The sequence below is a fragment of the Ectobacillus funiculus genome (genome assembly GCF_004138295.1).
GTDB classification, from domain to species: Bacteria; Bacillota; Bacilli; order Bacillales; family Bacillaceae_G; genus Ectobacillus; species Ectobacillus funiculus.
On sequence record NZ_SCFM01000006.1, the window covers coordinates 314,938 to 337,188 of the forward strand.

At 43.0% G+C, this 22,251-nt stretch carries 26 protein-coding genes and 1 pseudogene; 6 read left to right on the top strand and 21 right to left on the bottom strand.

Features of this window, described 5'->3' with window-relative positions:
- Positions 1-118: 118 nt before the first annotated feature.
- Positions 119-1,480 (bottom strand): TrkH family potassium uptake protein, encoded by a 1,362-nt coding sequence (locus tag EP737_RS05875; RefSeq protein WP_129726987.1) that lies wholly within the window; start codon positions 1,478-1,480, stop codon positions 119-121.
- A 76-nt stretch (positions 1,481-1,556) separates the two neighbouring features.
- Here EP737_RS05875 and EP737_RS05880 point away from each other — a divergent pair, with 76 nt between their 5' ends.
- The gene (locus tag EP737_RS05880) at positions 1,557-1,832 is read left to right on the top strand and encodes an MFS transporter (RefSeq protein WP_129727071.1); all 276 of its coding nucleotides are present in this window, start codon (positions 1,557-1,559) and stop codon (positions 1,830-1,832) included.
- 87 nt (positions 1,833-1,919) lie between these two features.
- On the opposite strand, the gene EP737_RS05885 is transcribed toward EP737_RS05880, so the two are convergent.
- The 6 genes from EP737_RS05885 to EP737_RS05910 all read right to left on the bottom strand — a co-directional run bounded on the left by EP737_RS05885 (position 1,920) and on the right by EP737_RS05910 (position 5,257).
- Positions 1,920-2,489, bottom strand: coding sequence for a manganese catalase family protein (locus EP737_RS05885; protein ID WP_129726988.1), 570 nt, complete (start codon positions 2,487-2,489; stop codon positions 1,920-1,922).
- Between the two features lie 15 nt (positions 2,490-2,504).
- A complete protein-coding gene (locus EP737_RS05890; RefSeq protein ID WP_129726989.1) occupies positions 2,505-2,768 on the bottom strand; it encodes a spore coat protein CotJB in 264 nt (87 codons plus the stop codon).
- Positions 2,769-2,780: 12 nt separating this feature from the next.
- Positions 2,781-3,011, bottom strand: a complete 231-nt coding sequence (locus EP737_RS05895; RefSeq protein ID WP_129726990.1) for a spore coat associated protein CotJA — start codon at positions 3,009-3,011, stop codon at positions 2,781-2,783.
- Between the two features lie 209 nt (positions 3,012-3,220).
- A complete protein-coding gene (locus EP737_RS05900) occupies positions 3,221-3,988 on the bottom strand; it encodes a DUF4247 domain-containing protein (RefSeq protein WP_129726991.1) in 768 nt (255 codons plus the stop codon).
- A gap of 14 nt (positions 3,989-4,002) precedes the next feature.
- On the bottom strand, positions 4,003-4,509 hold the full coding sequence (locus EP737_RS05905) for a DUF4178 domain-containing protein (protein ID WP_129726992.1): 507 nt from the start codon (positions 4,507-4,509) through the stop codon (positions 4,003-4,005).
- Between the two features lie 82 nt (positions 4,510-4,591).
- Positions 4,592-5,257, bottom strand: a complete 666-nt coding sequence (locus EP737_RS05910; protein ID WP_129726993.1) for a PspA/IM30 family protein — start codon at positions 5,255-5,257, stop codon at positions 4,592-4,594.
- A gap of 719 nt (positions 5,258-5,976) precedes the next feature.
- On the opposite strand from EP737_RS05910, the gene EP737_RS05915 reads away from it, so the two are divergent.
- Entirely contained in the window at positions 5,977-6,240 is a 264-nt protein-coding gene (locus tag EP737_RS05915) for a hypothetical protein (protein WP_129726994.1), read from the top strand.
- Entirely contained in the window at positions 6,237-6,572 is a 336-nt protein-coding gene (locus EP737_RS05920) for a DUF2085 domain-containing protein (protein ID WP_425455850.1), read from the top strand. The genes EP737_RS05915 and EP737_RS05920 overlap by 4 nt, the downstream gene beginning before the upstream one ends.
- A gap of 245 nt (positions 6,573-6,817) precedes the next feature.
- Here EP737_RS05920 and EP737_RS05925 read toward each other — a convergent pair whose 3' ends face one another.
- From EP737_RS05925 to EP737_RS05935, 3 genes are all read right to left on the bottom strand, one after another.
- Positions 6,818-6,973 (bottom strand): DUF1540 domain-containing protein, encoded by a 156-nt coding sequence (locus tag EP737_RS05925; RefSeq protein ID WP_129726995.1) that lies wholly within the window; start codon positions 6,971-6,973, stop codon positions 6,818-6,820.
- A 160-nt stretch (positions 6,974-7,133) separates the two neighbouring features.
- Entirely contained in the window at positions 7,134-8,036 is a 903-nt protein-coding gene (locus tag EP737_RS05930) for a hydroxymethylglutaryl-CoA lyase (RefSeq protein ID WP_129726996.1), read from the bottom strand.
- Between the two features lie 241 nt (positions 8,037-8,277).
- A complete protein-coding gene (locus EP737_RS05935) occupies positions 8,278-8,571 on the bottom strand; it encodes an ArsR/SmtB family transcription factor (protein WP_129726997.1) in 294 nt (97 codons plus the stop codon).
- 525 nt (positions 8,572-9,096) lie between these two features.
- On the opposite strand from EP737_RS05935, the gene EP737_RS05940 reads away from it, so the two are divergent.
- The gene (locus tag EP737_RS05940; RefSeq protein WP_129726998.1) at positions 9,097-9,789 is read left to right on the top strand and encodes a hypothetical protein; all 693 of its coding nucleotides are present in this window, start codon (positions 9,097-9,099) and stop codon (positions 9,787-9,789) included.
- Between the two features lie 150 nt (positions 9,790-9,939).
- On the opposite strand, the gene EP737_RS05945 is transcribed toward EP737_RS05940, so the two are convergent.
- The 6 genes from EP737_RS05945 to EP737_RS05970 all read right to left on the bottom strand — a co-directional run bounded on the left by EP737_RS05945 (position 9,940) and on the right by EP737_RS05970 (position 16,174).
- Positions 9,940-10,695 (bottom strand): 6-carboxyhexanoate--CoA ligase, encoded by a 756-nt coding sequence (locus tag EP737_RS05945; RefSeq protein ID WP_129726999.1) that lies wholly within the window; start codon positions 10,693-10,695, stop codon positions 9,940-9,942.
- A gap of 68 nt (positions 10,696-10,763) precedes the next feature.
- On the bottom strand, positions 10,764-11,756 hold the full coding sequence (bioB, locus tag EP737_RS05950; protein ID WP_129727000.1) for a biotin synthase BioB: 993 nt from the start codon (positions 11,754-11,756) through the stop codon (positions 10,764-10,766).
- Positions 11,698-12,471, bottom strand: coding sequence for a dethiobiotin synthase (gene bioD / locus EP737_RS05955; protein WP_129727001.1), 774 nt, complete (start codon positions 12,469-12,471; stop codon positions 11,698-11,700). Before bioD ends, bioB begins: the two co-directional genes overlap by 59 nt.
- 16 nt (positions 12,472-12,487) lie before the next feature.
- On the bottom strand, positions 12,488-13,636 hold the full coding sequence (gene bioF / locus EP737_RS05960; protein ID WP_129727073.1) for an 8-amino-7-oxononanoate synthase: 1,149 nt from the start codon (positions 13,634-13,636) through the stop codon (positions 12,488-12,490).
- The gene (bioA, locus tag EP737_RS05965) at positions 13,636-15,000 is read right to left on the bottom strand and encodes an adenosylmethionine--8-amino-7-oxononanoate transaminase (RefSeq protein ID WP_129727002.1); all 1,365 of its coding nucleotides are present in this window, start codon (positions 14,998-15,000) and stop codon (positions 13,636-13,638) included. Before bioA ends, bioF begins: the two co-directional genes overlap by 1 nt.
- Before the next feature lie 271 nt (positions 15,001-15,271).
- Positions 15,272-16,174: a DUF4349 domain-containing protein gene (locus EP737_RS05970; protein WP_165350705.1), complete on the bottom strand. Its 903-nt coding sequence runs from the start codon at positions 16,172-16,174 to the stop codon at positions 15,272-15,274.
- A 415-nt stretch (positions 16,175-16,589) separates the two neighbouring features.
- On the opposite strand from EP737_RS05970, the gene EP737_RS05975 reads away from it, so the two are divergent.
- Positions 16,590-17,150, top strand: coding sequence for a maltose acetyltransferase domain-containing protein (locus EP737_RS05975; RefSeq protein ID WP_129727074.1), 561 nt, complete (start codon positions 16,590-16,592; stop codon positions 17,148-17,150).
- A 100-nt stretch (positions 17,151-17,250) separates the two neighbouring features.
- On the opposite strand, the gene EP737_RS05980 is transcribed toward EP737_RS05975, so the two are convergent.
- Both EP737_RS05980 and EP737_RS05985 read right to left on the bottom strand, forming a co-directional pair.
- Positions 17,251-17,970 (bottom strand): TerC family protein, encoded by a 720-nt coding sequence (locus tag EP737_RS05980; protein ID WP_129727075.1) that lies wholly within the window; start codon positions 17,968-17,970, stop codon positions 17,251-17,253.
- Between the two features lie 575 nt (positions 17,971-18,545).
- Positions 18,546-19,031 (bottom strand): hypothetical protein, encoded by a 486-nt coding sequence (locus tag EP737_RS05985; protein WP_129727004.1) that lies wholly within the window; start codon positions 19,029-19,031, stop codon positions 18,546-18,548.
- 327 nt (positions 19,032-19,358) lie between these two features.
- Between EP737_RS05985 and EP737_RS05990 the strand changes: the two genes are divergently transcribed.
- Complete coding sequence (locus EP737_RS05990) at positions 19,359-20,507, top strand: cation:proton antiporter (protein WP_129727005.1); 1,149 nt, start codon at positions 19,359-19,361, stop codon at positions 20,505-20,507.
- Between the two features lie 266 nt (positions 20,508-20,773).
- Here the strand turns inward: EP737_RS05990 and EP737_RS05995 are convergent.
- The 3 genes and pseudogenes from EP737_RS05995 to EP737_RS06005 all read right to left on the bottom strand — a co-directional run.
- Positions 20,774-20,869: pseudogene (locus tag EP737_RS05995) on the bottom strand (UTP--glucose-1-phosphate uridylyltransferase); the annotation flags it as partial.
- Positions 20,866-21,282, bottom strand: a complete 417-nt coding sequence (locus EP737_RS06000; RefSeq protein ID WP_129727006.1) for a GtrA family protein — start codon at positions 21,280-21,282, stop codon at positions 20,866-20,868. The gene EP737_RS06000 and the pseudogene EP737_RS05995, both read right to left, overlap by 4 nt.
- The gene (locus EP737_RS06005) at positions 21,269-22,246 is read right to left on the bottom strand and encodes a glycosyltransferase family 2 protein (protein ID WP_129727007.1); all 978 of its coding nucleotides are present in this window, start codon (positions 22,244-22,246) and stop codon (positions 21,269-21,271) included. Before EP737_RS06005 ends, EP737_RS06000 begins: the two co-directional genes overlap by 14 nt.
- Between the last annotated feature and the right edge of the window lie 5 nt (positions 22,247-22,251).

The following is a 22,251-nucleotide window of genomic DNA, read 5'->3' on the forward strand; positions in this document are numbered from 1 at the left end:
TGGCGCGTCCTATCGTTTCCCCCAAAAAATATCGTCATACGGCAGCTTTTATATAAAACGCCTATCACCTCACTGACAAAGGTAATAGGCGTTACACTACACGTTCATATCTATCTAATTATCCAATACTCACTCGCTCCTGCGGATAATGGATATTCTCCTTAACCACTTTTCCGCGAATTAAAAACAGGAGCGAGAAAATACCAATACGTCCGATAAACATCAGCGCAATCAAAAGCAATTTCCCTAGCGTACTTAACTCTGATGTGATACCAAGAGACAGGCCGGTTGTCCCAAAGGCAGAGCACACTTCAAACACAATAGCCGTCAAACTCAGTGAGGGCTCCGTGCTAGCTAAGATGATAAACGATACAGCACACAAAAACACCGCTACTGTCAAAACAATGAACGAACGATGCACATCAACAGGATGAATTTCCTTCCGAAAGACCTTCACTGTAGAGCGTCCTTTTGCGTAAGCCAAAATACTCAGCGCCACAATCGCAAATGTTGTCGTACGAATACCGCTTCCCACACTGCTGGGAGATGCTCCGATAAACATAAGTGCAGCCAGTACAAGCTGAGTTGGTGTAGAAAAATCGTTTAAATCCATCGTAACAAGACCTCCACTTCGCGTGGACACTCCTTGAAACAATGCATAAAATAATGCTTCATGCCATGTCTTATCAGCAAAAAAATGATGACGGTCAAAAAAGTAAATAAAAAATGTGCCAATGACAAGCAGCAAAAAGAAGGTGCTTGTCGTCAGCTTCGTAAATAACGAAAAGCGATACGGGCTCTTTCCCTTGCCCTTATATGTAATATATTCTTTAAGCTCAACCAGCACAGGAAAACCAATCGCACCTAGAATCACCAAGATCATATGAACCGCTTGTACGAAATAATCATGAGCATACGGAATCATTGATTGACCGGTAATATCAAATCCTGCATTGGTCGCGGCATTTACAGCAGCAAACAATCCATGCAAATAAGCCTCTTGCCACGTTCGGTAATACTGCAAAAAATATGTGCCTAACACAACCGACCCAATAAGCTCTATCGTAATAATAATACTTAAAATTTCTCGCATAAGCTGGACTAAACCGGAAAAGGTGGAACGATTTTGGTCAATCATAATAAGCTGCCGTTCCTTAAATCCAATTTTCTTCCCCATAATAAGCCAAACGAACGTCCCGAGCGTCATAATGCCAATGCCGCCAAACTGGACAATAAAAATTAAAATAAAATAACCGGTTGTACTAAATGTTTCGGCGGTAGAAACAACTGTAAGACCTGTTACACTCACAGCACTTGCCGCCGTAAATAACGCATCTACAATAGAAAGCTCAGCGCCTGGATTCCGTGCCGCCGGAAGCAGTAAAAGAACGGTAGAAACCATTACAGCTAAGAAATAAAACAGCACAATCAATTGTACCGAGGATAGCTTTTCACTCATAGTTCTTACTTTAAACGCCATCTGCAAAATCCCTCATTATTCACAAAATCAATACGTTTCATTATAACAAAGGATGGGATAAAAAAAAAAGAATGGAATTTGCTTCGCTCTTTTCACTGTCGCCGCTGTGGAAACTGTCCACTCCTTTTCAACGGCAAAAACAAATGCAACATACCAAACTGTGTTCGCTTCGGTTACCTCTGGAATTGGCAGTATTATCGGAAACTCAACAGAAGGACTCATTATTGACTATTTCAATACGGCGTTTCTCTACTTTATTTTATTTCTATTTTGCAGTGTCTCTGCCGTTTGTTATGGGGCATTTCATATCTCATCTCGAAAATACAGCCATCCTGTTGAGCAAAGCGTATAGGTAACATAACACACTCAGCATAAAATGAAAAAGAACCGCCATTTTCTTTCTAAGAAAGGATGGCGGTTCTTCTTCATTGTCTTCTAATCAAAAAGCCTTCTTTTGATTTTGCTCTTCCTTCAATATCTCCACTGCTTCCCGGAATCGCTGAGAATGTACAATTTCTCTTTCCCTTAAAAAGCGTAAGGAATCATTTAAATCAGGGTCATCCGACATATTAATAATCCACTGATATGTCGCACGGGCCTTCTCTTCTGCGGCAATGTCTTCATATAAATCAGCAATCGGATCTCCTTTCGCCTGTATAAAGGTCGCGGTAAACGGAACGCCTGCCGCATTATGATAGAAGAGAGCACTATCATGGTTCGCATAATGCTCATCTAAGCCCGCATCACGCATTTGCTGCGGCGTTGCATCCTTAGTAAGCTTATAAATCATCGTCGCAATCATTTCTAAATGAGCGAACTCCTCTGTCCCAATATCTGTTAATAATCCAATTACTTTATCAGGAATCGTATATCGTTGATTCAAATAACGCAATGCCGCCGCGAGCTCACCGTCCGCTCCCCCATACTGTTCCACCAAAAATTTGGCAAGCCTTGGATTACACGTACTAACCTTTACAGGATACTGCAGCTTTTTTTCGTAAATCCACATATAATCCCTTCCTTTCTATACCTGCCAAGGCCAAGGTGAGTTGTTCCAGCTCCATTTCTCATCCGCATAGCTGTTTCCATATTGCTGCAAAGGACCAAATTTTGACTCGAAGGTCACCTTTGCTTGCTGCCTGTACTGTGCATACTGATTAAATTGATTAATAACAGCCAGATCCCAAGGATGGGTGTCTAAGTATAAGGTAAGCTCAACCAATACAAAGTCAGCTGCCTGCAAATCCTCAAGAAGCTCATAATATTCCTGCGGTAAAGGTTGCTGCATGCACATTACCCCCTACTTTTTATATGGATTTTCATAATAGTCATATAAAATAGGCCATAATGTCCCCTTTTTCAAAGCTTCCTTCGGGGGAAATTGCTCTAAATTAGGGGGCTGAAATCCTAAATATAAATGGGGAGGTGTAGAATAATATTTTTGTCCAATGGGCGGACATGGGTCAAATGCACTATGAAACGGAGTATAGGATTTCATCCGAGTAAAGGTTTGATCTGGTTGGTTCATCATAAACCCCTCCTTATTCACCAACAGGGAATTTCACCTTTCTTTTCATCTCTTTGTAAATGTATTCTCCAAAGCTTCATATCATGAATATAAAAATTCTGAAAGGTATATATGCAAAAAATGGACATGATCCTCTTGTTGCGAGAAAAATCCTCCGCAAGCAAAATAGGCCCTGTCCGCTTTTTTGTTTAGTTATTTTGAGAATATCCTTACTATCTTCTTCTAATACGACCCGTGCCCCTACTTGTCCGTGGCGGAGAATAACTCTTTGGAGGCAAAATGGTAGAAGATCTTGGTCTCACAGTCGAGCCATTACTACCGCCTGATGTGTTCGGCGGCTTTGTAATTGTTCCTTTGTTGGGGTCTGCAGGAGGTGTAACATTTTTATTTTTTGCTGAAGTGTCTGCAGAGCTGCTGCGCTTTGTAATCGTTCCGACCCCTTCCTTCGTTAAAGGAGGAACGCTTTTTTGCTCAGCTGCGGTCGGCGGACGGTAATCTATAACCGGCTTATACGTGTCACGGCTCGTATAACCACGATAATTTCCGCCATATGACTTCCCAAAATCAAATAAATCATTCAATATGCTTGCCAAAAAATATCCCTGCAAAAAGGATAAGCTATAGTTTTGCTGCACAAACTCCTTGTTGCTGACCTCAATTAACGTGTCAGATGGTTTATCCTTATCCTGCTGAATACTATACAATTCATCAGAATACACAAGAAACATTTGCTGATTATCTTCTTTTGAGCTCTGAGTTGGCTTGTGCTGCTCCGTAAATTTCCTTGCTACCTGTGGAACGGTTTCATTTGCAGCCCGATATACGTAGGAGCGTTGATTTCCGTTTTGTGAAACGGATTCTAATGGGTAGCCTGCAAGTGAACTTGTTCCACCACTTGTACTCCTCTGGCTAATGCAGCCTGTCAGAGCAGATACGGAAAATACAACGGCTAAAATGAGCGCAAACAGCCGCTGAATCATATAGTGGTGCCCCCTTATGTTGCCCGTATAACTTGCACGTCTGCCGGTAAAATGGCTTCACCTTCATACATCATCATGCGTCCGTCCTGCCATTCAATGCGAAGCAGTTTTCGGTTATCCGATTGAAATTCCCATATGTGCTGTTCTCCAGCTGCAGAAAAAGGTGTATGTCCTATAACAGAAACATAACAAGCATATTGATCCTCCAAATGATACATCACATCATCCATTTCAATCGTTGACGGTATTTCATGGATGGAATCTAAACGTCCGTCAATGGGGCTATATAGTTTATAATATAGCTTTTCACGCTGTTCAATCTTTAAGTATCGGATAATATTTCCATCCTGTAATGTTAGAAACGTTTCACTCTGCTTCACAGATGTTGTACGTCCTATCACTTCATAGGTGACTAACGAAACCTCGGCAATATCGCCAGGACCAAGCGTTAAAATGCTTTTTTCCGTCTTAGGCGGCTCCGGGTTTTTCATTATGTTTTTAATACGCTTAAATACGCTCACGAGTTCACCCCTCCCCTGTCTTCAATATACGTCAGATAGAAAAGAGCCGACACCATTAGGTTGTGTGCCGGCAGCTCTTTTCTTACTTCTCATACTGCTTCATAATACGTGCCAATTCGTCTTCAACTTCTTTGTCCCGTCCTAAATGCATAAATTCCTCATCCAGCGACTTTTCTTTCTTATACACTTCCCCGCTCGCCTCCGCTTCCGCTTCAAGCTGAAGCGCCTTCTCCTCCATCCGCTTTAATCCCGATAAGGCAGTGTTAGAATCAAATCCGGACATAGCCTTATGAATGTTCTTTTGTGCCTTTGCTGCATTCACGCGCGCTACCAATGTTTCACGCTTGTTTTTCAGCTCGGTTACCTGCTTGCGCATCTCCTCGAGCTTCGCTCGTAAGTTATCGGCAGCAGCTTTGTTTTGCTCGTAACTTGCTTTGTATTCCTTCCCCTTTTGCTCGGCATTTTTCTTTTCTTCTAGAGCGCGGCGTGCCAAATCCAGATTACCGGCCTGCACAGCCGTATGTGCCTGTTCCTCACGCCTTTTTACTAAAGCCTCCTGCTCTTCATATAACACTTTAAACTTTTTCTCAAGCGCGATTTGCGCTGCTACACTCTTCTCTGCATCCTCTAAATCCTGCTGCATATCGCGTAAATATTGATCTGTCATCTTGATAGGGTCTTCTGCCTTTTCAATCAAAGCATATACATTAGACATGGTTAAATCACGCAAACGCTTAAAAACCGACATTTTGAAATTCCTCCTGTAGACTTTTGCATACAAACCTATTGTTAGCTTGCGTTACTTTACAAAGATTAAAACAAGACATGATTCCTGCAACATCGAAAAAGTGTCATGCAGCAGCTTACATAGGACACATAATATATAAAATCCCTCCTAGGCTGTATTCCATGAACATTTTCTCTAGGCTATTCTTTATATTCACAATCCAAAGGGCTTCAACTATTCAATATAACCCCCCTAAGATCAAGGAGGTATTTTTCATATTCATTTCTCCATACCTATTGTCCCCAAGTTAAAGAAAACTCGTCGATTGGTGAGCCCTGCCCTTGGGCGAAGACAGAAGCGTAGCCCTACTTATACTTTATTCCTAAAGTTTCTCGCTACGTCGAATTGTCTCCTAGCTAGAAATTTATACTTTCTTAAAGTGTAAACAATCCCCTTTTGTTTTTTCCCCACAACAGGAGCATATCATTTATAATAGACCTAAGAAATATATGGGAATTTTGTGTTATCCAGAAAACTCATCGATTGGCGAGACGCTAGGCGAAGACAGAGACGCAGCCGCACTTACACTCTGTTCCTAAAATTTCTGGCTACGTCAAATTCGCTTCTAGCTGGGAATTGATCCTTAAAGTACGGCGCGTTGCAGCAGCTGTGCGAAATATGGAATGCATGACGGCCAGTTTGCATAAGGAATAGAAATGCTTCTGAAGGGGGATACATCATTGTTTTTCTTGCTTACCACACTGAATTTGATTTTATATATTTGCTCGGGGCTTCTCTTTTTCTCGGAAAATCGGGATTCTTGGCAGCTTACGTTAGCAATCGTATGTCTCGTGCTTGCTATTATGCTTTCTTTGTTCATTGGTATCTACTATTACAAAAGAATAGAGCGGAATTGCACAAATTGTACGCCTGATTGTGCGTCTCTTGATTTTGTGGACTGTGATAGTGACGGTTTAGAGTGCTGCGGGGTGGATTGCAATTGATATCCTTGCTTAAAATTGTTCCGTGTCATCGGAAGCGAGAGCGCTGTCTGCACATAAACGGCAAGGCGCTGCCGCTTTGCGCAAGATGCACTGGCATCTTAGCCGGGTACTTGTTCATACCGCTTTTACTGCTCTCTAGCTGGCATATTCCGTTTTGGATCGGCTTGCTAAGCCAACTCCCGCTTCTAATAGACGGCTATACACAGCTATGGAAATGGCGAACAAGCAACAATATACTGCGGCTCACAACGGGGTTATTAAGCGGCTTTGGCTTGTCCGTTCTGATTGTAGCTTCTTCATTTGCTATCACCGCTCTTTTATCGAGAATATAGCAACTCTATTCAGGGGCAGCCAGCAAAGATGGGGCTGCCTCTTCGTTTACTTGGAATCAGCGTGCTGTTGCTTACCCCTAGATACACAAAATATTTGATGGCAGGCAGGGCTATCGAAATGGAGGATAAACATTACTGCCGAAAAATAAATACTAAAAAATAATCAATATACCGAATGAAAATGATAGTTATTATCAATACTATATATTGTAAAGGGTAACCAGCTAGTGGTTACCCGCAAAGCATTACAATTCCGGTACAAATGTTTGACAATCAGTTTCCTTGCTATCAGACGCTTGTTTGCCTTTATGGCTCACTACATAGATAGCCTCCGCATTGCATTTGTTTCCAGTAGCCCAATATTTACAGTTGTTCACTTCACAAAGAACATCTCTAGCCATCGTATTACACCTCCCTTATTACTATCATTCACAAATTAGGGAGGTGTAATACTTTCTTATGTCAAAAAAGTACTCGCTATATAACAGAGAACAACTTCCCTCTTCTTTCATCATGTGGTTTCTGATGTGCAGCTTTTGAGAATATTTCCCTTATCACGCGCTACGCTCTACCTGTTCTCGCTCGATGAAAATGGCCCGTTAATTCGCGTGTTGTCAACGATTTGACCAGCTCCACACAGGAAAGAAGAGATGGCAGATCAATCCCTGTTTCAATTCCCATCTCATGCAGCATGAAGACTACGTCCTCTGTCGCAACATTCCCTGCCGCTCCCGGCGCAAACGGACAACCTCCTAATCCTCCGATAGAAGCATCAAAACGAACAACACCAGCCTGCAGGGCAGCTAGTATATTTGCTTGTGCTAAGCCGTACGTATCATGAAAATGTGCGGTAATCATCGCATTTGGCCGCAAGGAAAAGACCCGCTGAAACAGATCGAATACTTGCTGTGGATTCGCCCGGCCGATCGTATCACAAATCACGATCTCATCTACCCCGAGGGCATCAATTCTTTTAAGCATCTCCAGCACAAGAGCAGCATCCACCTTTCCTTCATATGGACACCAGAACGAAGTGGAGATGTTATGACGAATAAACATTCCATTTTTCTTTGCTTTCTTAATTACCGCTTCAAGTCGCTTAATCGATTCTTCTCTCGTCATTTTTATATTTTTCAGATTAAAGCTATCACTCACCCCTATTACGAAAGAAAGATCTCGCACCCCGCTTGCCACTGCCCGTTCATAGCCAGTTTCATTCGGGATAAGTACCATATACTGAATTTGCGGAAAACGTTCAATTCCCTCAAGCAATTCCTTTGCATCTTTCATTTGCGGAACATATACCGGATGGACAAAGGAGGTCGCCTCCATTCTCCGTATTCCTGTGCCATTTAAGGAGTGAATGAAAGCAATTTTCTGTTCTGTAGGAATAAAGCCCGCCTCATTTTGCAGCCCATCCCTCGGACCCACCTCAATAATTTCTACCTGCTTTGGAAGATTCATATCACTCACCTCATCTCCCTTAAGAAATCATCCATCTCCAATAAGAATGTATGCTCCTATTTATGGATGAATCAATATACAGATAGATATGCTGATAAGGCGGCTATATTCATGCATGGCAAAATAAAGAAAACTCGCCGATTGGCGAGTTTTCTTGACAATTCATACTGCGCATTGCCGTTTCTAGATAACACTTACTAACAGCAGTGCCCTAAAAAATAGTCTCTTACTCTTTATGTTCCTATACCTGTTCATTAATTAAAGAGACGATTTGCTTCATACGGGAATCCAACACCTCATAATAAATTTCCAATCCTTTTCGGTTCCCTAATACGATACGTGCCGACTTCATTTTTGCAAGGTGCTGTGACAATGTAGATTGCGGGAGTCCTAAGCCCTCATATAGAGATGTAACATTTTGTGGCCCGCGCTCCATCAAGATCTGAAGTATTTGCAAACGCACCGGGTGCGCAATTACCTTAAGCTGCTCGGCTACAATATTTAAATTTGGTTGATTAATTGTAAAATCTAACATTATACATCTCCACCCTTTATAGATTTTATTTCCTAAAACAAAATATTTCAATATTCCATATCCGTTTTGATTATAGCATGCGATGTCGAAGTTTGTCGTCTTGCAATAGAATAATAAACTGAGAAAATATAAAAAAATCTAATCCATTTAGAAGATACAACCAAATCCCCAGCAAACAAGTGAAATTCTTTCTATACCTCCGTTAACCTGTCAGAAATACACCATGACAAGCTACAAAGAGTCACTCTTAGAGGGCAGCTTATACTGTAGGGAGCCATATACAGCCTGTAAAATCTGTATCTTATTCATATAATAAGAATTAAGAACTTCTTTAATATGTACTGTTCGAGACAGGCACTCTATCTTCCTCCTATTTTTACACTTAATTGTAAATTAATGGTTTTGAATTTATACTTTCTTAAAGTGGAGCAATAAACAATTTTTATAAACAAACGTGTATAAAAAGAAGAACAGAGCAGACTCTAATCATTGTTGTTTATAACAACAATACAAGGAGGAATCGATATGCCACATCGAATTTATCAGGCAGCTCAACAAGCTCAACAGGCACTTCAACAAATCCAACAAGCAGCTCAGCAATTAGCCATGCAGGGACAGCACAATGTTAACTTTGCAGGTCCTCATTCCGCTATGCAGCCGGGATTTGCCGGAACAGACGCACAGCAGGTAAGACAGGATATCTCTAATAACACTATGAACATGAACAGCGGAAACATGGGAGGATATACGCAGCAGGCGGGTGGCTTCTTACCTCAAGGCGCTAGCTTTGCAGGCTCTCATTCTGCTATGCATTCAGGATTTTCCGGAACAGATGCACAGCAGGTAAGACAGGATATCGCCAATAGCACTATGAATATGAACCGTGGAAACATGGGAGGATATACGCAGCAAGCGAGTAGCTTCTTACCTCAAGGTGCTAGCTTTGCAGGCTCTCATTCCGCCATGCATTCAGGATTTTCCGGAACAGATGCACAGCAGGTAAGACAGGATATCGCCAATAGCAACATGAACATGAACCGTGGAAACATGGGAGGGTACACGCAGCAACCTGGTAGCTTCTCGCCTCAAAACGCTAGCTTTGCAGGCTCTCATTCCGCTATGCAGCCAGGATTTTCTAGAACAGATGCACAGCAGGTAAGACAGGATATCGCCAATAGCAGTATGAACAGTGGAAATATGGGAGGCCTTATCCAGTAACGCTCCGTTTGCATTCTCGTTCTATACAATAAAAATAATTCCCTTCAGCAAGAGAGGAATTATTCAGGCTGTGAAAAAAATGTTTTCCACAGCCTGTTTTTTATCAGAACTGTATTTCATGCCAATGATATAGAAAGTACATTGCCCATCTTATCCCCTATCTATTAAAATTGGCGTTTTTTCCAAATAGGAAGTCAGCTCTTCTAACTGTACATCATCAGAGACATAAAAGACTCTTCCTCCGCTAAAATCTCCCTTTTCTTTCAAATGGGGAATGCGTACATACCCTTCCTTAAGGGAGGAAATATAGCCGGTAACATATTCAGGGTCATCAGACCAACAGAGCTCGGCAAGGACAAACGGAGCGTGTGCCACCTTTGTGGCAAGAGCGAGTGCCTCCGTTATTCGCGGAGATGCAATGGTATGCCGGCTCGCCCATTGCTTATACCCATCCTCCGTCCATCCCATTCGAGTTGCACGCACCCCCTGCAGCCCTGCATCAAGACGCTCTCCGCTTGAAGCGCTCATAATTGCAGCACCTCGTAAATTCGTCTGACTCGCAAGCAACTCGATCCCTTTTCGAGCTGCTTGCTCTGAGATACAAAGGGTTTGTAAATACCGCATGGCATACAGTCTGCCTTCATGCATATGTTCTGCTGTTGCTGTTATCACAGGCAGCGGCGGAACGCGTAAAATCTCGTGCGGTACAATCCTTTCCATCACAAGCTGAATAAAGTCAGCATCCCCGCGGCTATGCAGCAGTGCCTTTTGCAGCAATTCCTGCACCGCAGCCTCTAAGGAGCGTTTCGCAACAAGCGTTTCCCCACCGGATATATGAAAGCCGCCATCCTCATGAGAGCCGCCTTCAGCCGCCCTCATTCGGACACTAAACATTTCTTCTTGCAAACATACCACCTCATGTTTTCTTTACACCGTATATCCATTATGTTTGGAGGCAAAATATCTCGCTATCATTACAGAGCGCACTCTTCAATTTCAAAACCAAGGTCCTCAATGATTTTCCAATCAGCCCGAACTTCTTGACCTTCTGTCGTTAAATAATCTCCGACAAAAATCGAATTTGCTGCATATAACCCAAGCGGCTGTAGAGAAGCTAGATTCACCTCGCGCCCTCCGGCAATACGAATTTCCTTTGCAGGATTCACAAAGCGCATCATCGCAAGCAATTTTAAGCATTTGCGCGGATTCAACTCGGCACGTCCTTCAAGCGGCGTTCCGTCAATGGAATTGAGGAAGTTACAAGGAATGGAATCTGCATCAAGCTGCTGAAGTGAAAATGCGATTTCGACAGCCTCTTTATCTGATTCCCCCATACCAAAAATAGCACCCGAGCACGGAGACATACCAGACCCTTTGACCTTCTCAACCGTATCTACACGATCCTCATACGTATGGGTAGATGCAATGTTTTTATAGTTTTCCTGCGATGTGTTCAAGTTATGGTTATAACGATGAACACCCACCGCAGCCAGCTTGCTTGCATGCTCTTCATTTAAAAAGCCAAGGCAACAGCAAATCTTCAAATCTGTTGTTTCACGGATTTCCTTTACCGCTTCAATCACATGATCAATTTCCTTATTAGTCGGACGGCGTCCTGATGCAACAATACAATATGTACCTGCCTTTCGGCGAATGGACTCCTGCGCTCCCTCCACAATTTTCTCCTTTGTCAGCCACGCATATTTATCAATTGGCGCTTCAGAGACAATTGACTGAGAGCAATATCCACAGTCCTCAGGACATAATCCAGACTTCGTATTAATGATCATATTTAACTTCACCTTTTTGCCATAGTAATGATGGCGAATGATAAAAGCTGCGTTTAAAATAGCCAGCAACTCTTCGTCTGGTGCCTGCACGATTGCAAGAGCTTCCTCCTTTGTGACTTTATATCCTTGGACGACGCCTTGCGCCAATGCTTTCCAATCTGTTTGAACTGCTTTCATCCTTCATCCCTCTTTCCTTTATTTGAAATTTCCCAAGCTTACTCCATTCAATAGACTGTTCCACTATGGAAATCACATGTTCCCGCGACCGAGGGTTTTCAATATGCGGGATAACACCTAACACGGGAACTCCGCTATACTGTTCAATCATCGATGGATTGGTTTGCTCTGCAATTCCTGCTATGTCTTTCTGATAGTCTGATAGAATTACGCCCGCAACCTGTAACCCATGCCCCTTTGCATATGAAATAGTTAATAATGTATGATTCACCGTCCCTAAATTTGGCCGTGCCACAATAATAATAGGCAAACCAAACATAACAGCCGCATCAACAACAAGTCCGTCCTCTACATACGGAACCGCAAGTCCTCCAGCTCCTTCAACCAACATCACATCATGCTTTTTCGCCAATCGCTCATAATGATGCCGCAAATCCTGCAAGGTAACCTGTTGCCCAGAACGATTTAGTGCCAATACAGGGGCAAGTGGTTCTACCGCAGCGTACGGACAAATCTCCTCGACTGGATCATCTACGTTTGATAGTGCCTTTAAGCGCGTGGCATCTCCATCCCGATGCTTTACAAGATGACCGCTTTGAACTGGTTTATACACACCAACATCATAGCCCCTCGCGCGCAACACACCAGCTATTCCTCCTGCTACAATCGTCTTGCCAACGTCCGTATCGGTAGCAGTAATGAAAAATCCGTTCATCTATTACGAACCTCCTTTAACAATGGATAGTACGAAATACTTCAATCACTCGTTCTATATCCTGCTTTCGATGGCTGGCCATCACCGTAAGCCGCACTCGTGATGTTCCCATCGGAACTGTAGGAGGCCGAATCGCAGGTGCAAAGATACCATGTTCATATAACATCTGAGATAAGGAGATTGCTTTATTTGTCTCCTTACAAATCACCGCAAGAATCGGTGTTTCTCCACCCCATATGTCATACCCTAAAGCTGTTAACCCACCATAAAGCTTCCGGCTCATTTGCAGCAGATGCTGTCTTCGTTCCTGCTCCTGCTGAATAATCCCGATTGCCTCAAGTGCACTCGCAATCACACCTGGCGGTAAGGAGGTCGAAAAAATAAACGGCCGTGCCCGATTTAACAAATAATCAATTAACAGCCGGCTTCCCGCAATATATCCTCCTTCCGCACCAATCGCTTTTGAGAGCGTCCCCATTTGAATATCTATGCTTCCCGTTAGTCCAAAATGCTCTGCTGTTCCTCGTCCGCAGCATCCGAGCACACCGGTTGCATGAGCATCATCAACCATAACAAGTGCATCGTATCGTTGTGCTAGTGCTACAATTCCAGGGAGCGGGGCAATATTCCCGTCCATTGAAAATACACCATCTGTGACAATCAAACGTCTTCGATAAGCGGACGCAGCTTTTAGCTTTTCTTCTAGATCATGTAAATCACAATGACTGTATACGATTGTTTGCGCACGTGATAAACGGCAGCCATCAATAATGCTCGCATGGTTCATTTCGTCTGATAAAATAACATCCTCCTTGCCTACTACTGTTGTTAAAGCCGCTATATTTGCCATATATCCTGTATTGCATACGATAGCTGCCTCGGTTTGCTTAAACTGTGCAAGCCGCTCCTCCAGTTGTTCGTGCAAGGTCGTATTTCCAGTGGTTAGCCTTGACCCTGTTGATCCTGCGCCAAGCCCCTTCGTTGCCCGAATGGATGCCTCAATGAGCCGTTCATCATGCGCGAGTCCTAGATAATTATTAGAAGCAAGCATGAGCATTTTTTTTCCATTCACAAGCGCATATCCACCGTCATCCACTACATCTACTGTCTGCAGCTGACGGTACAACCCTGCTTCCTTTATTTCTGCAAGCTCCTTTGACCACATCACCCTTCCGTTACCTCTTGAATAGCTTGGTGCAAAATCTGAAGCATTGCATCTAATTCTTCGGTAGTTGCTGCAAGCGGCGGCATAAAGACAATCACATTTCCAAGGGGACGAATGAGCATGCCAAGCTCACGCGCGCGGCGGCATACACGAACGCCAATCCGTTCAGACCAATCATATGCCTCTTTCGCATCACGATTCACAACAAGCTCAAGCCCCATCATCAAGCCCTTTTGGCGAATATCACCAACATGGCGCAACTGACGGAACCTCTCTAATTTTTTAACAAGATAAAGAGACTTTTGCTGCACTTCCAGGATTAAATTCTTTTTTTCCATCAATTCAAGATTCGCAATCGCTACCGCACAGCCAAGCTGATTTCCGGTATAGCTATGGCCGTGGAAAAAGGTCTTTTTCTCTTCATACTCACCAAGAAACGCCTCATAGATTTCATTTGTCGCCACTGTAATCGCAACTGGCAAATATCCTCCCGTCAGTCCCTTCCCTGCCGTTAAAATGTCAGGGGTCACATTCTCGTGGTCACAGGCGAACCAGCGACCCGTACGGCCAAATCCAGTAGCTACTTCATCTGCGATCATCAGGACATTGTATTTCGTGCACAGCTCACGAACCCCGCGCAAATAGCCATCCGGCATGACAATAATCCCGCTCGCCCCTTGCACGATCGGCTCAATAATGAGCGCAGCCGTTTCCTCATGATGAGCCTGCAGCACCTCTTCTAGCTTAGCTAGGAAAAAGTCAGTTTGCTCCTTCTCTCTTCCATTAATAGGAGAACGGTATACATATGGGTACGGAGCTTTAATGGATGAAAAAAGCAAGCTGGAGTATGCTTCATGATACAAATCGATGGCCCCGACAGAAACAGCCCCGATTGTATCTCCATGATAGGCTTCCTTCATCGTAATAAACCGCTGCTTCTTTCGTTCTCCTTTATGCTGCCAATATTGAAATGCCATTTTAATCGCGATTTCAACAGCAGTGGCGCCGGAATCGGAATAAAACACCTTCGCAAGCCCTGGCGGCATCAAGCCAATCAGCTTTTCTGCAAGCAAAATAGCCGGAATATTCGCCATGCCAAGCAAGGTAGAGTGAGCAATGTGATCTAATTGATCTCGAATCGCCTGATCAAGCTCTTGAACGCGGTGGCCATGCACATTCAGCCAAATGGAGGACACGCCGTCCCAATATTCGTTTCCTTGCACATCACGAAGCTTTCTCCCGTTTCCTTCTGCAATGATAATCGGATCATCCTCTATGTACTCCTTCATCTGTGTAAAAGGATGCCATACATACTGCTTATTCTTTTGAGCAAGTTCTGCATAATCCCATTCTTTTACAAGCATTTATTATCACCTAATCCCTATCTTTTGTTAACCAAAAATAAAAACAAGTTAACATTAAGAAGATATTATCATATGAACAAATATTATACAATTCTTAACATTCATAATTTCTTGCGGCATGTAAGTACAGATCAAACGAACAAAAAGCCAGCCCGATTAAGCCTATAACTGACAGAACCCTAACTACACATTGATAGTTAGGGTTTCGTCAGTTATTTAGGCAAGCCTCCTAGCAAGCTTTAGTGAAAAGGCCTCGATACATTTTCTTCACCTATTTTTTATTCCTGCGAATCCTTCTTACAGCAAAAAAGACTACAGCTCCCCCTGCTCCAAGCAGAAGCAGCACCGGTGAGTTCCCAATCACAAATACAAGCAAACCTTGTGCACCGTTGGAAATACTCGTCACACTCTTTTTAAAGGCCACTCCAATTCTCTCTCCAAGCGTTGAGGCATTTTGTGTAAGCGATTGTACCTCTGTCAGCTCAATTCGAATGGTACTGTAATCAACGAGAGAATCATATCTTTTCAATGTTGTTGTCAGACCTTCAATTTCATAGCGGACAGCTGCAAGCTCCTTTTCAATTTCTATCACATCTTTAAGCGATCCTGTTTGTTTTAGCAATTCCAGCAGGCGCTCCTCTTGCATTTTTAACGACTTTAGTCTAGCTTCCGTGTCAAAATATTGGCTGGTCACATCCTCCGTCATAATTTGCTTAGAGGTGATATTCCCAATCGTGCCGGCTTCCTTCAAGTAATCGTCCAGCTTATTTGCCGGAATGCGGATTGTATAGGAAGCAGACCTTGTGGAGCTGCTATTTTCTTGTACGGACACGCCAGAAACGCTGCTCCCTTCCACGTAACCGCCAAACTTCCCTACAGATGCTTCAACCTTGCCGATGGAGGCATCAAATTCAGTTGTTTCCATGCGCACCTCGACATTTTTTATGAGCTTTCGATTTTCCACAACAGATGGTGTCTCTTTTGCTGGTGCGGTCATATCTGCTGGCTGATCTGTCTTTTCCTGCGCTGCTGGTGCGGCCCCCTCCATCTTTGCAGAGTCTGACGACATTGACATTTCTGCACTATTTTTCTGTTCAGCGCTGGAACACCCTGTAAACAATATGGCTACAAAACATAACATTGCCAGGATCCTTTGAACACTATGTCTCTTCACCTGAATCCTCCCCTTCTTATCTCTGCCTTTCAAGTGGAAATGCGAAGTGCCATTCCCCTTTTTTCTCAAAGAGCTGCGTAATTTCAATTTCCAGCTGAATGGATGAAGGCAACTGCTTAGCATCAGAAACAGAAATAATCCCGTGAATCAATTCCCCTGCCTGATTCTCATGAATGCTATAGTTCAGCTCAGTACCATTCGATACAGCCTTGTCTGCTCTGCTTCAATCAACTGCAGGAATGCTTGCTTATTCCCTTTTTTCGCTTTCCTTACGAGCTTTTCCGCATCCATCTTCTTACCCATCCTATGCGCGGACTATGTAGACATTCCTTCATTTCGCTCCAAATTGTTTTATAATTAATAATCTGCTTAGAAATAGTAATCAATAGAAATAGGCCTTTTTGAGAGGATGGTAATTATGACCGAAAAAGAAAAAATGATACGTGGAGAACTCTACTTGGCAAATGATCCAGTACTTGTCCAAGAACGTATTAATGCAAGGCGATTGACGCGATTATATAATGAAACAATCGAAACTGAACAAGCACAACGTACAGAAATCCTTCGAGAGTTATTTGGTGCCGCTGGAAATAACATCTATATCGAACCGACCTTCCGTTGTGATTATGGGTACAACATCCATGTGGGGGAGAATTTCTACGCAAACTTTGATTGCGTCATGCTGGATGTTTGTGAAATCCGCATTGGCGAGCACTGCTTTCTCGCTCCGGGCGTACATATTTATACAGCTACACATCCGCTTAACCCATATGAGCGCATTTCCGGCGCCGAGTTTGGAAAAGCAGTTACCATTGGAGATAATGTATGGATTGGCGGCAGGGCTGTCATTAATCCAGGAGTCACGATCGGCAATAACGTTGTAATCGCTTCTGGATCTGTTGTGACAAAGGACATACCTAATAATGTTGTAGCCGGGGGGAATCCCGCTAAAATTCTAAAGGCAATTAAGCTATAAGAAGACGTAGTCATCAGCCAAAATCCATACATATTTTTTACGCAAACAACCTAATATAAAAAAGGAGAAAAAGCAAAAACTCTCTTTTTCTCCTTGACCATTAAGCTGGTTGCTGCAGCTTTTCTTTTTTACGGCTCTTTTGATTCTTAAGATAACCAATTCCTAATATAAGAGCTGTTATCACAGCTAGAATCAAGTATAAAACCACCCCATGCGGGATTTCTACTAACTCGTTTAAGCTTTTGTCTTTTAGAATCATCTCGCCAGCTGTCCATGTTAAAATCCCTGCGCCGGCATAAGCAATCCATGAATAGCGTTCCATTGCTTTGACAATTGCTTTCGAACCAAAAATCATGATTGGGATACTAATAATAACGCCAAGAGCAATCATACCAAGATGGCCGTGAGCGGCACCGGCAACAGCAACGACATTATCTAGGCTCATGACTGCATCGGCAATAATAATCGTTTGGATCGACTTCATCAGTCCATTATGAGACTTAATATTTGCTTCTTCTTCCCCTTCAACCAATACTTTGTAAGCAATCCAAAGAAGCAATAACCCTCCTACAAGATTCACATAAGGGACTTTGAGCAAGTATACAATGATTGCTGCAAAACCAATTCGCAACAAAACTGCTCCCGCAGTTCCCCAAAAAATAGCTTTGCCTTGCTGCTCCTTCGGCAGATTTCTTGTTGCCATTGCAATCACGACCGCATTGTCCCCAGATAAAATAATATCAATAGCAATAATTTTGAGTAAAGCAATTAACGCACCTGAAGACACAATCGCTCCTAAAATAGGAAATACATACTCCATACAATACGGCCTAGCTACTAAAATCACATGACAGCTAACATAATAGATTGCAAGGTATTCTCCGAACCAGGAAGGGAGACATACTGCAGTGACTCTCATATCATTTTACTCCATGAGAGATGTCATGAGCAGCAAACGATGTTTGGAACAAATCCGTTTACCGCCAAGATTTTATCACCAGGAGCCACACCTCCTATAATCAAAAACTCTGGTTCCCGTATTACCTATGCCTGCTAGATTAACAGCCTTATACCAGAGAGCTTGTCCGGTATAAGGACAAATCTAAAAGAAGTTCTTTTGACCTTGTTTATTATAGCATATCTTCTCATAATTTGGTGTATAAGATTTTAGAAGCCGCGAAAAAGCACAATTTGTTCTCTTTGCACGTGATCAAAGAAACCTCTAAGACAATGAGTCACTGTATTCTCAGTGGTCGGAAAACCTCCTCGCTGCGTGAAGCTAGAAAGCTCTAAAAGCACGATGCGTTCTTTCCAAACAGGCAACGGCACCACGTTCGGGTAGGTTCTTATCCTACCCTGAACTATGTATGTGAGTGCCTGCGCCCTTTCCAGCCTTCACTTCCATTTTTGGCTTTCGATCAATTGAAGCAATCTCTCTGGGTCCTTACTTCCAATTAGCAGTTCCTCTCCATCCGCAAACTGCAGCTTTATACCGCGCATGCTGCCCATAATATAGGCCCAGCCCTTATATGGCGTCCATCTTAATCCCAGCCCGCCATACGACAGCAGATGATAACTAACCACTTCCATTCCTGAGATCCCTGTATACGGAATATATCGTGACCGAAGGGGCGTGAACCGAACTATAATCCCTTCCTCCTTCACCTCTGTAACAAGCCTTAGCATTATGAAAAAGATCGATAATACTAAACCTAGCAAGCTGCCTAGCAAAAGCTCCGCATTGCTCATAGGCTTATCCCCAAATGAAATTTTAAAGAATGTCTGTTCAATCCATCCATACCATATAAACCCGCTTATTAAAAAAATAGGAATATACGTATACCACGGCATAGATTGAACCTCTTGATACGTTTGTTTCATTCCCCTCTCCCCCTATCTACCCGAAGCCTAAAAAAACAGAATACCCAACAGCAGAGACAGCAGCTTCCCTTTTCTTGATTTTACCACGCATTCTGTGAGGACAAAGATAGCCTAATTTCCAATTCAGGAAACAATTTTAGATAAAACCCTTTCTGAAAAACTCCAGTAAACAAAATGAAAAATCTGTGTTATACTGAAGAAAATAAAGTGCGTATTTTGGAGGAGCCTGTCACTATGGGATAACTGTGTCCTATAGTGATGGGCTCTTTTTGTATTTTTTTAAACTGCTTGCGCACGCTGTAATTATAGAGAAAGGCGGGAACACATATGTTAGTATTTCAACTTGCGATTATTTTGCTGGCATCAAAAATTGCTGGAGACGTAAGCGTAAGACTGGGTCAGCCTTCCGTTCTCGGAAAGCTTCTCATCGGTATTGTCCTTGGTCCATCTGTATTAGGTCTTGTTCATGATACAGAGATATTAAAGGAACTTAGCCAAATTGGTGTCATTCTATTAATGTTTATTGCCGGATTGGAAACAGATATAGATGAATTCAAACGTACAGGAAAAGCATCCTCTTTTGTAGGAATTGGCGGAATTATCGTTCCTCTTCTTGTAGGATATGGATCAGGAATCATTTTAAATCTGTCTTCCATTGAATCCTGGTTTTTAGGTTTACTGCTGTCAGCAACAAGCGTCAGCATTTCTGTGCAAGCTCTGAAGGAGATGAACCAATTAAAATCCCGTGAAGGGGCAACGATTTTAGGGGCTGCCGTGATTGATGATGTTGTTGTTATTATTGCGTTAGCATTTTTGATGAGCATGGCTGGAGGAGATGTTCATCTAGGAGCCATGATCTTGAAGAAGGTTATCTTCTTTACAGGAGCCATTCTCATAGGGTGGAAAATTGTTCCTTTTATTCTTAAACGCTTCGCGCCGCTGCGTGTAACAGAAGCTACTATTTCTGCCGCTTTAATTATTTGCTTTATGTATGCCTACTTAGCAGAGTATGCAGGGGTAGCGGCCATTATTGGTGCATATATCGCCGGGGTTGCTATTAGCGTAACAAACTATAAGCATGAAGTGTTTGAAAAGGTAGAAACGATTAGCTATTCTATTTTTGTTCCAGTGTTTTTCACATCCATTGGTGTAAGTGCACAATTTTCTGGAATCGCAGAAAATATCGGCTTAATTGTTTCATTAAGTATAGTAGCTATTCTCACAAAGTTAGTGGGTGCGTCATTGGGTGCCAAAGTCTCTGGGTTCGGTTGGAGAAGCTCGCTCGGCATCGGAGCGGCTATGGTGTCGCGTGGGGAAGTAGCATTAATTATCTCAGCCATCGGGCTCGAAAGCAATTTGCTTAGCCAGGATTTGTTTGCCGTGATTGTTGTAGTTGTTCTTATTACAACAATTGTAACACCGCCGATGATGAAGTGGTTGTTTACTGAGCAGGGACAGGTAAAGGGTAACGCATAGCTAATAAAAGTATGAAATGCCACTTAGATTCTTCTGTTCACAATTTATATCATCATATAGCTGCAGGACCATCAAGTTAATAGCCTGATGGTCCGGGGCATCCATGTATTTGACAAGCTCCAGCGCGCATCTCTCCTTCTTACTCAGGGTGCTTTATGCTTTCTTTTGTTCCTTTGCGAGCAATTCCTCCATAAAGGCAAGCAATTCTAAGCGAAGCTCTGGCCGGCCTAACGCTAAATCGATAGTAGCCTGTATAAACCCAAGCTTATCGCCGGCAGCATTTCCTTCGGCTGCGCCTTTGTAGCAGGCAAAAATCTTGTTCCTAGTCCTGCCGCAGGGATAATGGCCTTTTTCACTTTCATTCCAGCTCACTCCTTATTTGTTCTTTTTGTGTAAATACCCAAAGCCGGCTGCCGATATAATTCACAACTACACCAAACCCGGTTGCAGCTAGCTTGCTTATCCAAAGATTATATTGATACATATCGTACAGAAAAAACAGCAGACCAAATGAACAAAGCAGAGAAGCCCCGTTTACAGCGAGAAATTTGACAACCTCAGGCATATTGACACCGTGCGTCAGACCAAATGTCCATTTTCTATTGAAAAAAAAGCTATTTGCCGTTCCGCATGAATACGATAGCACTTGGGCTGCTGTATATGGCACTCCTAGAAAATGAAGCAGAAAAAAGGCAGCAAAATCAACAGCTGTATTCATTCCTCCCACTAGGCAAAAGCGTAAAAATTGCGCAGCGCCTTGCTTATTGTCTAGCATTTGCGCTCACCTCTTTGCGCACAGAGACTTCAGCATAGGGATTGTTCCGCAGCAAGTAAAGCGGGCGTCCCTTCGTTTCATCGTAAATTCTGCCAACATACTCCCCAAGAATCCCGAGCAGAATGAGAATCACTCCATTTAACAGCAGTACACAGGCAATGAGTGATGTCCATCCAGAGACCGTGTTCGTTGTAAATAGTCGTTGACATACTGATACTAACAAATAGATAAAGCTCGAAAAGGAGATCAAAAAGCCGAGATACGTTGCCAGCCTCAATGGCTTATGAGAAAATGATGTAATTCCATCCATCGAGAAGCGCAGCATTTTCTTAAGCGGATATTTCGTTTCCCCCGCAAAGCGCTCATCGCGTTCGTATTCGATTGCTGTTTGGCGAAAGCCTACCCAGCTCACAAGCCCGCGAACAAAACGATTTTTTTCTCGGACGCTGCGCATCGCTTCGCAGACGCGGCGGTCCATTAGCCGAAAGTCCCCTGTATCAATTGGAATGTCAACCTCCGTTAATGAACGGAGCGTACGATAAAAGATAGCAGCGGTCCATTTCTTAAATAAGGTCTCTCCCTTTCGCTTCGCACGCTTGGCGTACACAACCTCATAGCCATCCTTCCACTTTTCAATCATGTCAGGAATTAATTCAGGCGGGTCCTGTAAATCAGCGTCAATAATAATAATCGCCTCGCCTCGCGCATAGTCCATACCAGCTGTAATTGCGATTTGATGCCCAAAATTACGAGAGAAATCCAGCAGCTTTACGCTATGATCCCGCTTCGAAATCCCCTCTACAATTTCCGCTGTGCGATCCTTGCTTCCATCGTTGATGAACAACAGCTCATATGACTCCTGCAATGACTTCATTACACCTGTTAAACGACGGTATGTTTCCTCCACAACAGCTTCCTCATTATAGACAGGAATAATAATGGAATACCGCATATTTTGATCCATCTCAT

What these genes read in the sequence shown, in the direction of transcription:
- EP737_RS05900 (WP_129726991.1), bottom strand. Translation starts at nt 3,988, where the DNA reads ATGATTCAGCGGCTGTTTGCGCTCATTTTAGCCGTTGTATTTTCCGTA.
- EP737_RS06005 (WP_129727007.1), bottom strand. Translation starts at nt 22,246, where the DNA reads ATGGATCAAAATATGCGGTATTCCATTATTATTCCTGTCTATAATGAG.
- EP737_RS05890 (WP_129726989.1), bottom strand. Translation starts at nt 2,768, where the DNA reads ATGCAGCAACCTTTACCGCAGGAATATTATGAGCTTCTTGAGGATTTG.
- EP737_RS05990 (WP_129727005.1), top strand. Translation starts at nt 19,359, where the DNA reads ATGTTAGTATTTCAACTTGCGATTATTTTGCTGGCATCAAAAATTGCT.
- EP737_RS05940 (WP_129726998.1), top strand. Translation starts at nt 9,097, where the DNA reads ATGCCACATCGAATTTATCAGGCAGCTCAACAAGCTCAACAGGCACTT.
- EP737_RS05885 (WP_129726988.1), bottom strand. Translation starts at nt 2,489, where the DNA reads ATGTGGATTTACGAAAAAAAGCTGCAGTATCCTGTAAAGGTTAGTACG.
- EP737_RS05910 (WP_129726993.1), bottom strand. Translation starts at nt 5,257, where the DNA reads ATGTCGGTTTTTAAGCGTTTGCGTGATTTAACCATGTCTAATGTATAT.
- EP737_RS05935 (WP_129726997.1), bottom strand. Translation starts at nt 8,571, where the DNA reads ATGTTAGATTTTACAATTAATCAACCAAATTTAAATATTGTAGCCGAG.
- EP737_RS05985 (WP_129727004.1), bottom strand. Translation starts at nt 19,031, where the DNA reads ATGAAACAAACGTATCAAGAGGTTCAATCTATGCCGTGGTATACGTAT.
- EP737_RS05980 (WP_129727075.1), bottom strand. Translation starts at nt 17,970, where the DNA reads ATGGAGTATGTATTTCCTATTTTAGGAGCGATTGTGTCTTCAGGTGCG.
- bioA (WP_129727002.1), bottom strand. Translation starts at nt 15,000, where the DNA reads ATGCTTGTAAAAGAATGGGATTATGCAGAACTTGCTCAAAAGAATAAG.
- bioF (WP_129727073.1), bottom strand. Translation starts at nt 13,636, where the DNA reads ATGTGGTCAAAGGAGCTTGCAGAAATAAAGGAAGCAGGGTTGTACCGT.
- EP737_RS05895 (WP_129726990.1), bottom strand. Translation starts at nt 3,011, where the DNA reads ATGATGAACCAACCAGATCAAACCTTTACTCGGATGAAATCCTATACT.
- bioB (WP_129727000.1), bottom strand. Translation starts at nt 11,756, where the DNA reads ATGAAAGCAGTTCAAACAGATTGGAAAGCATTGGCGCAAGGCGTCGTC.
- EP737_RS05925 (WP_129726995.1), bottom strand. Translation starts at nt 6,973, where the DNA reads ATGGCTAGAGATGTTCTTTGTGAAGTGAACAACTGTAAATATTGGGCT.
- EP737_RS06000 (WP_129727006.1), bottom strand. Translation starts at nt 21,282, where the DNA reads ATGCTAGACAATAAGCAAGGCGCTGCGCAATTTTTACGCTTTTGCCTA.
- bioD (WP_129727001.1), bottom strand. Translation starts at nt 12,471, where the DNA reads ATGAACGGATTTTTCATTACTGCTACCGATACGGACGTTGGCAAGACG.
- EP737_RS05875 (WP_129726987.1), bottom strand. Translation starts at nt 1,480, where the DNA reads ATGGCGTTTAAAGTAAGAACTATGAGTGAAAAGCTATCCTCGGTACAA.
- EP737_RS05930 (WP_129726996.1), bottom strand. Translation starts at nt 8,036, where the DNA reads ATGAATCTTCCAAAGCAGGTAGAAATTATTGAGGTGGGTCCGAGGGAT.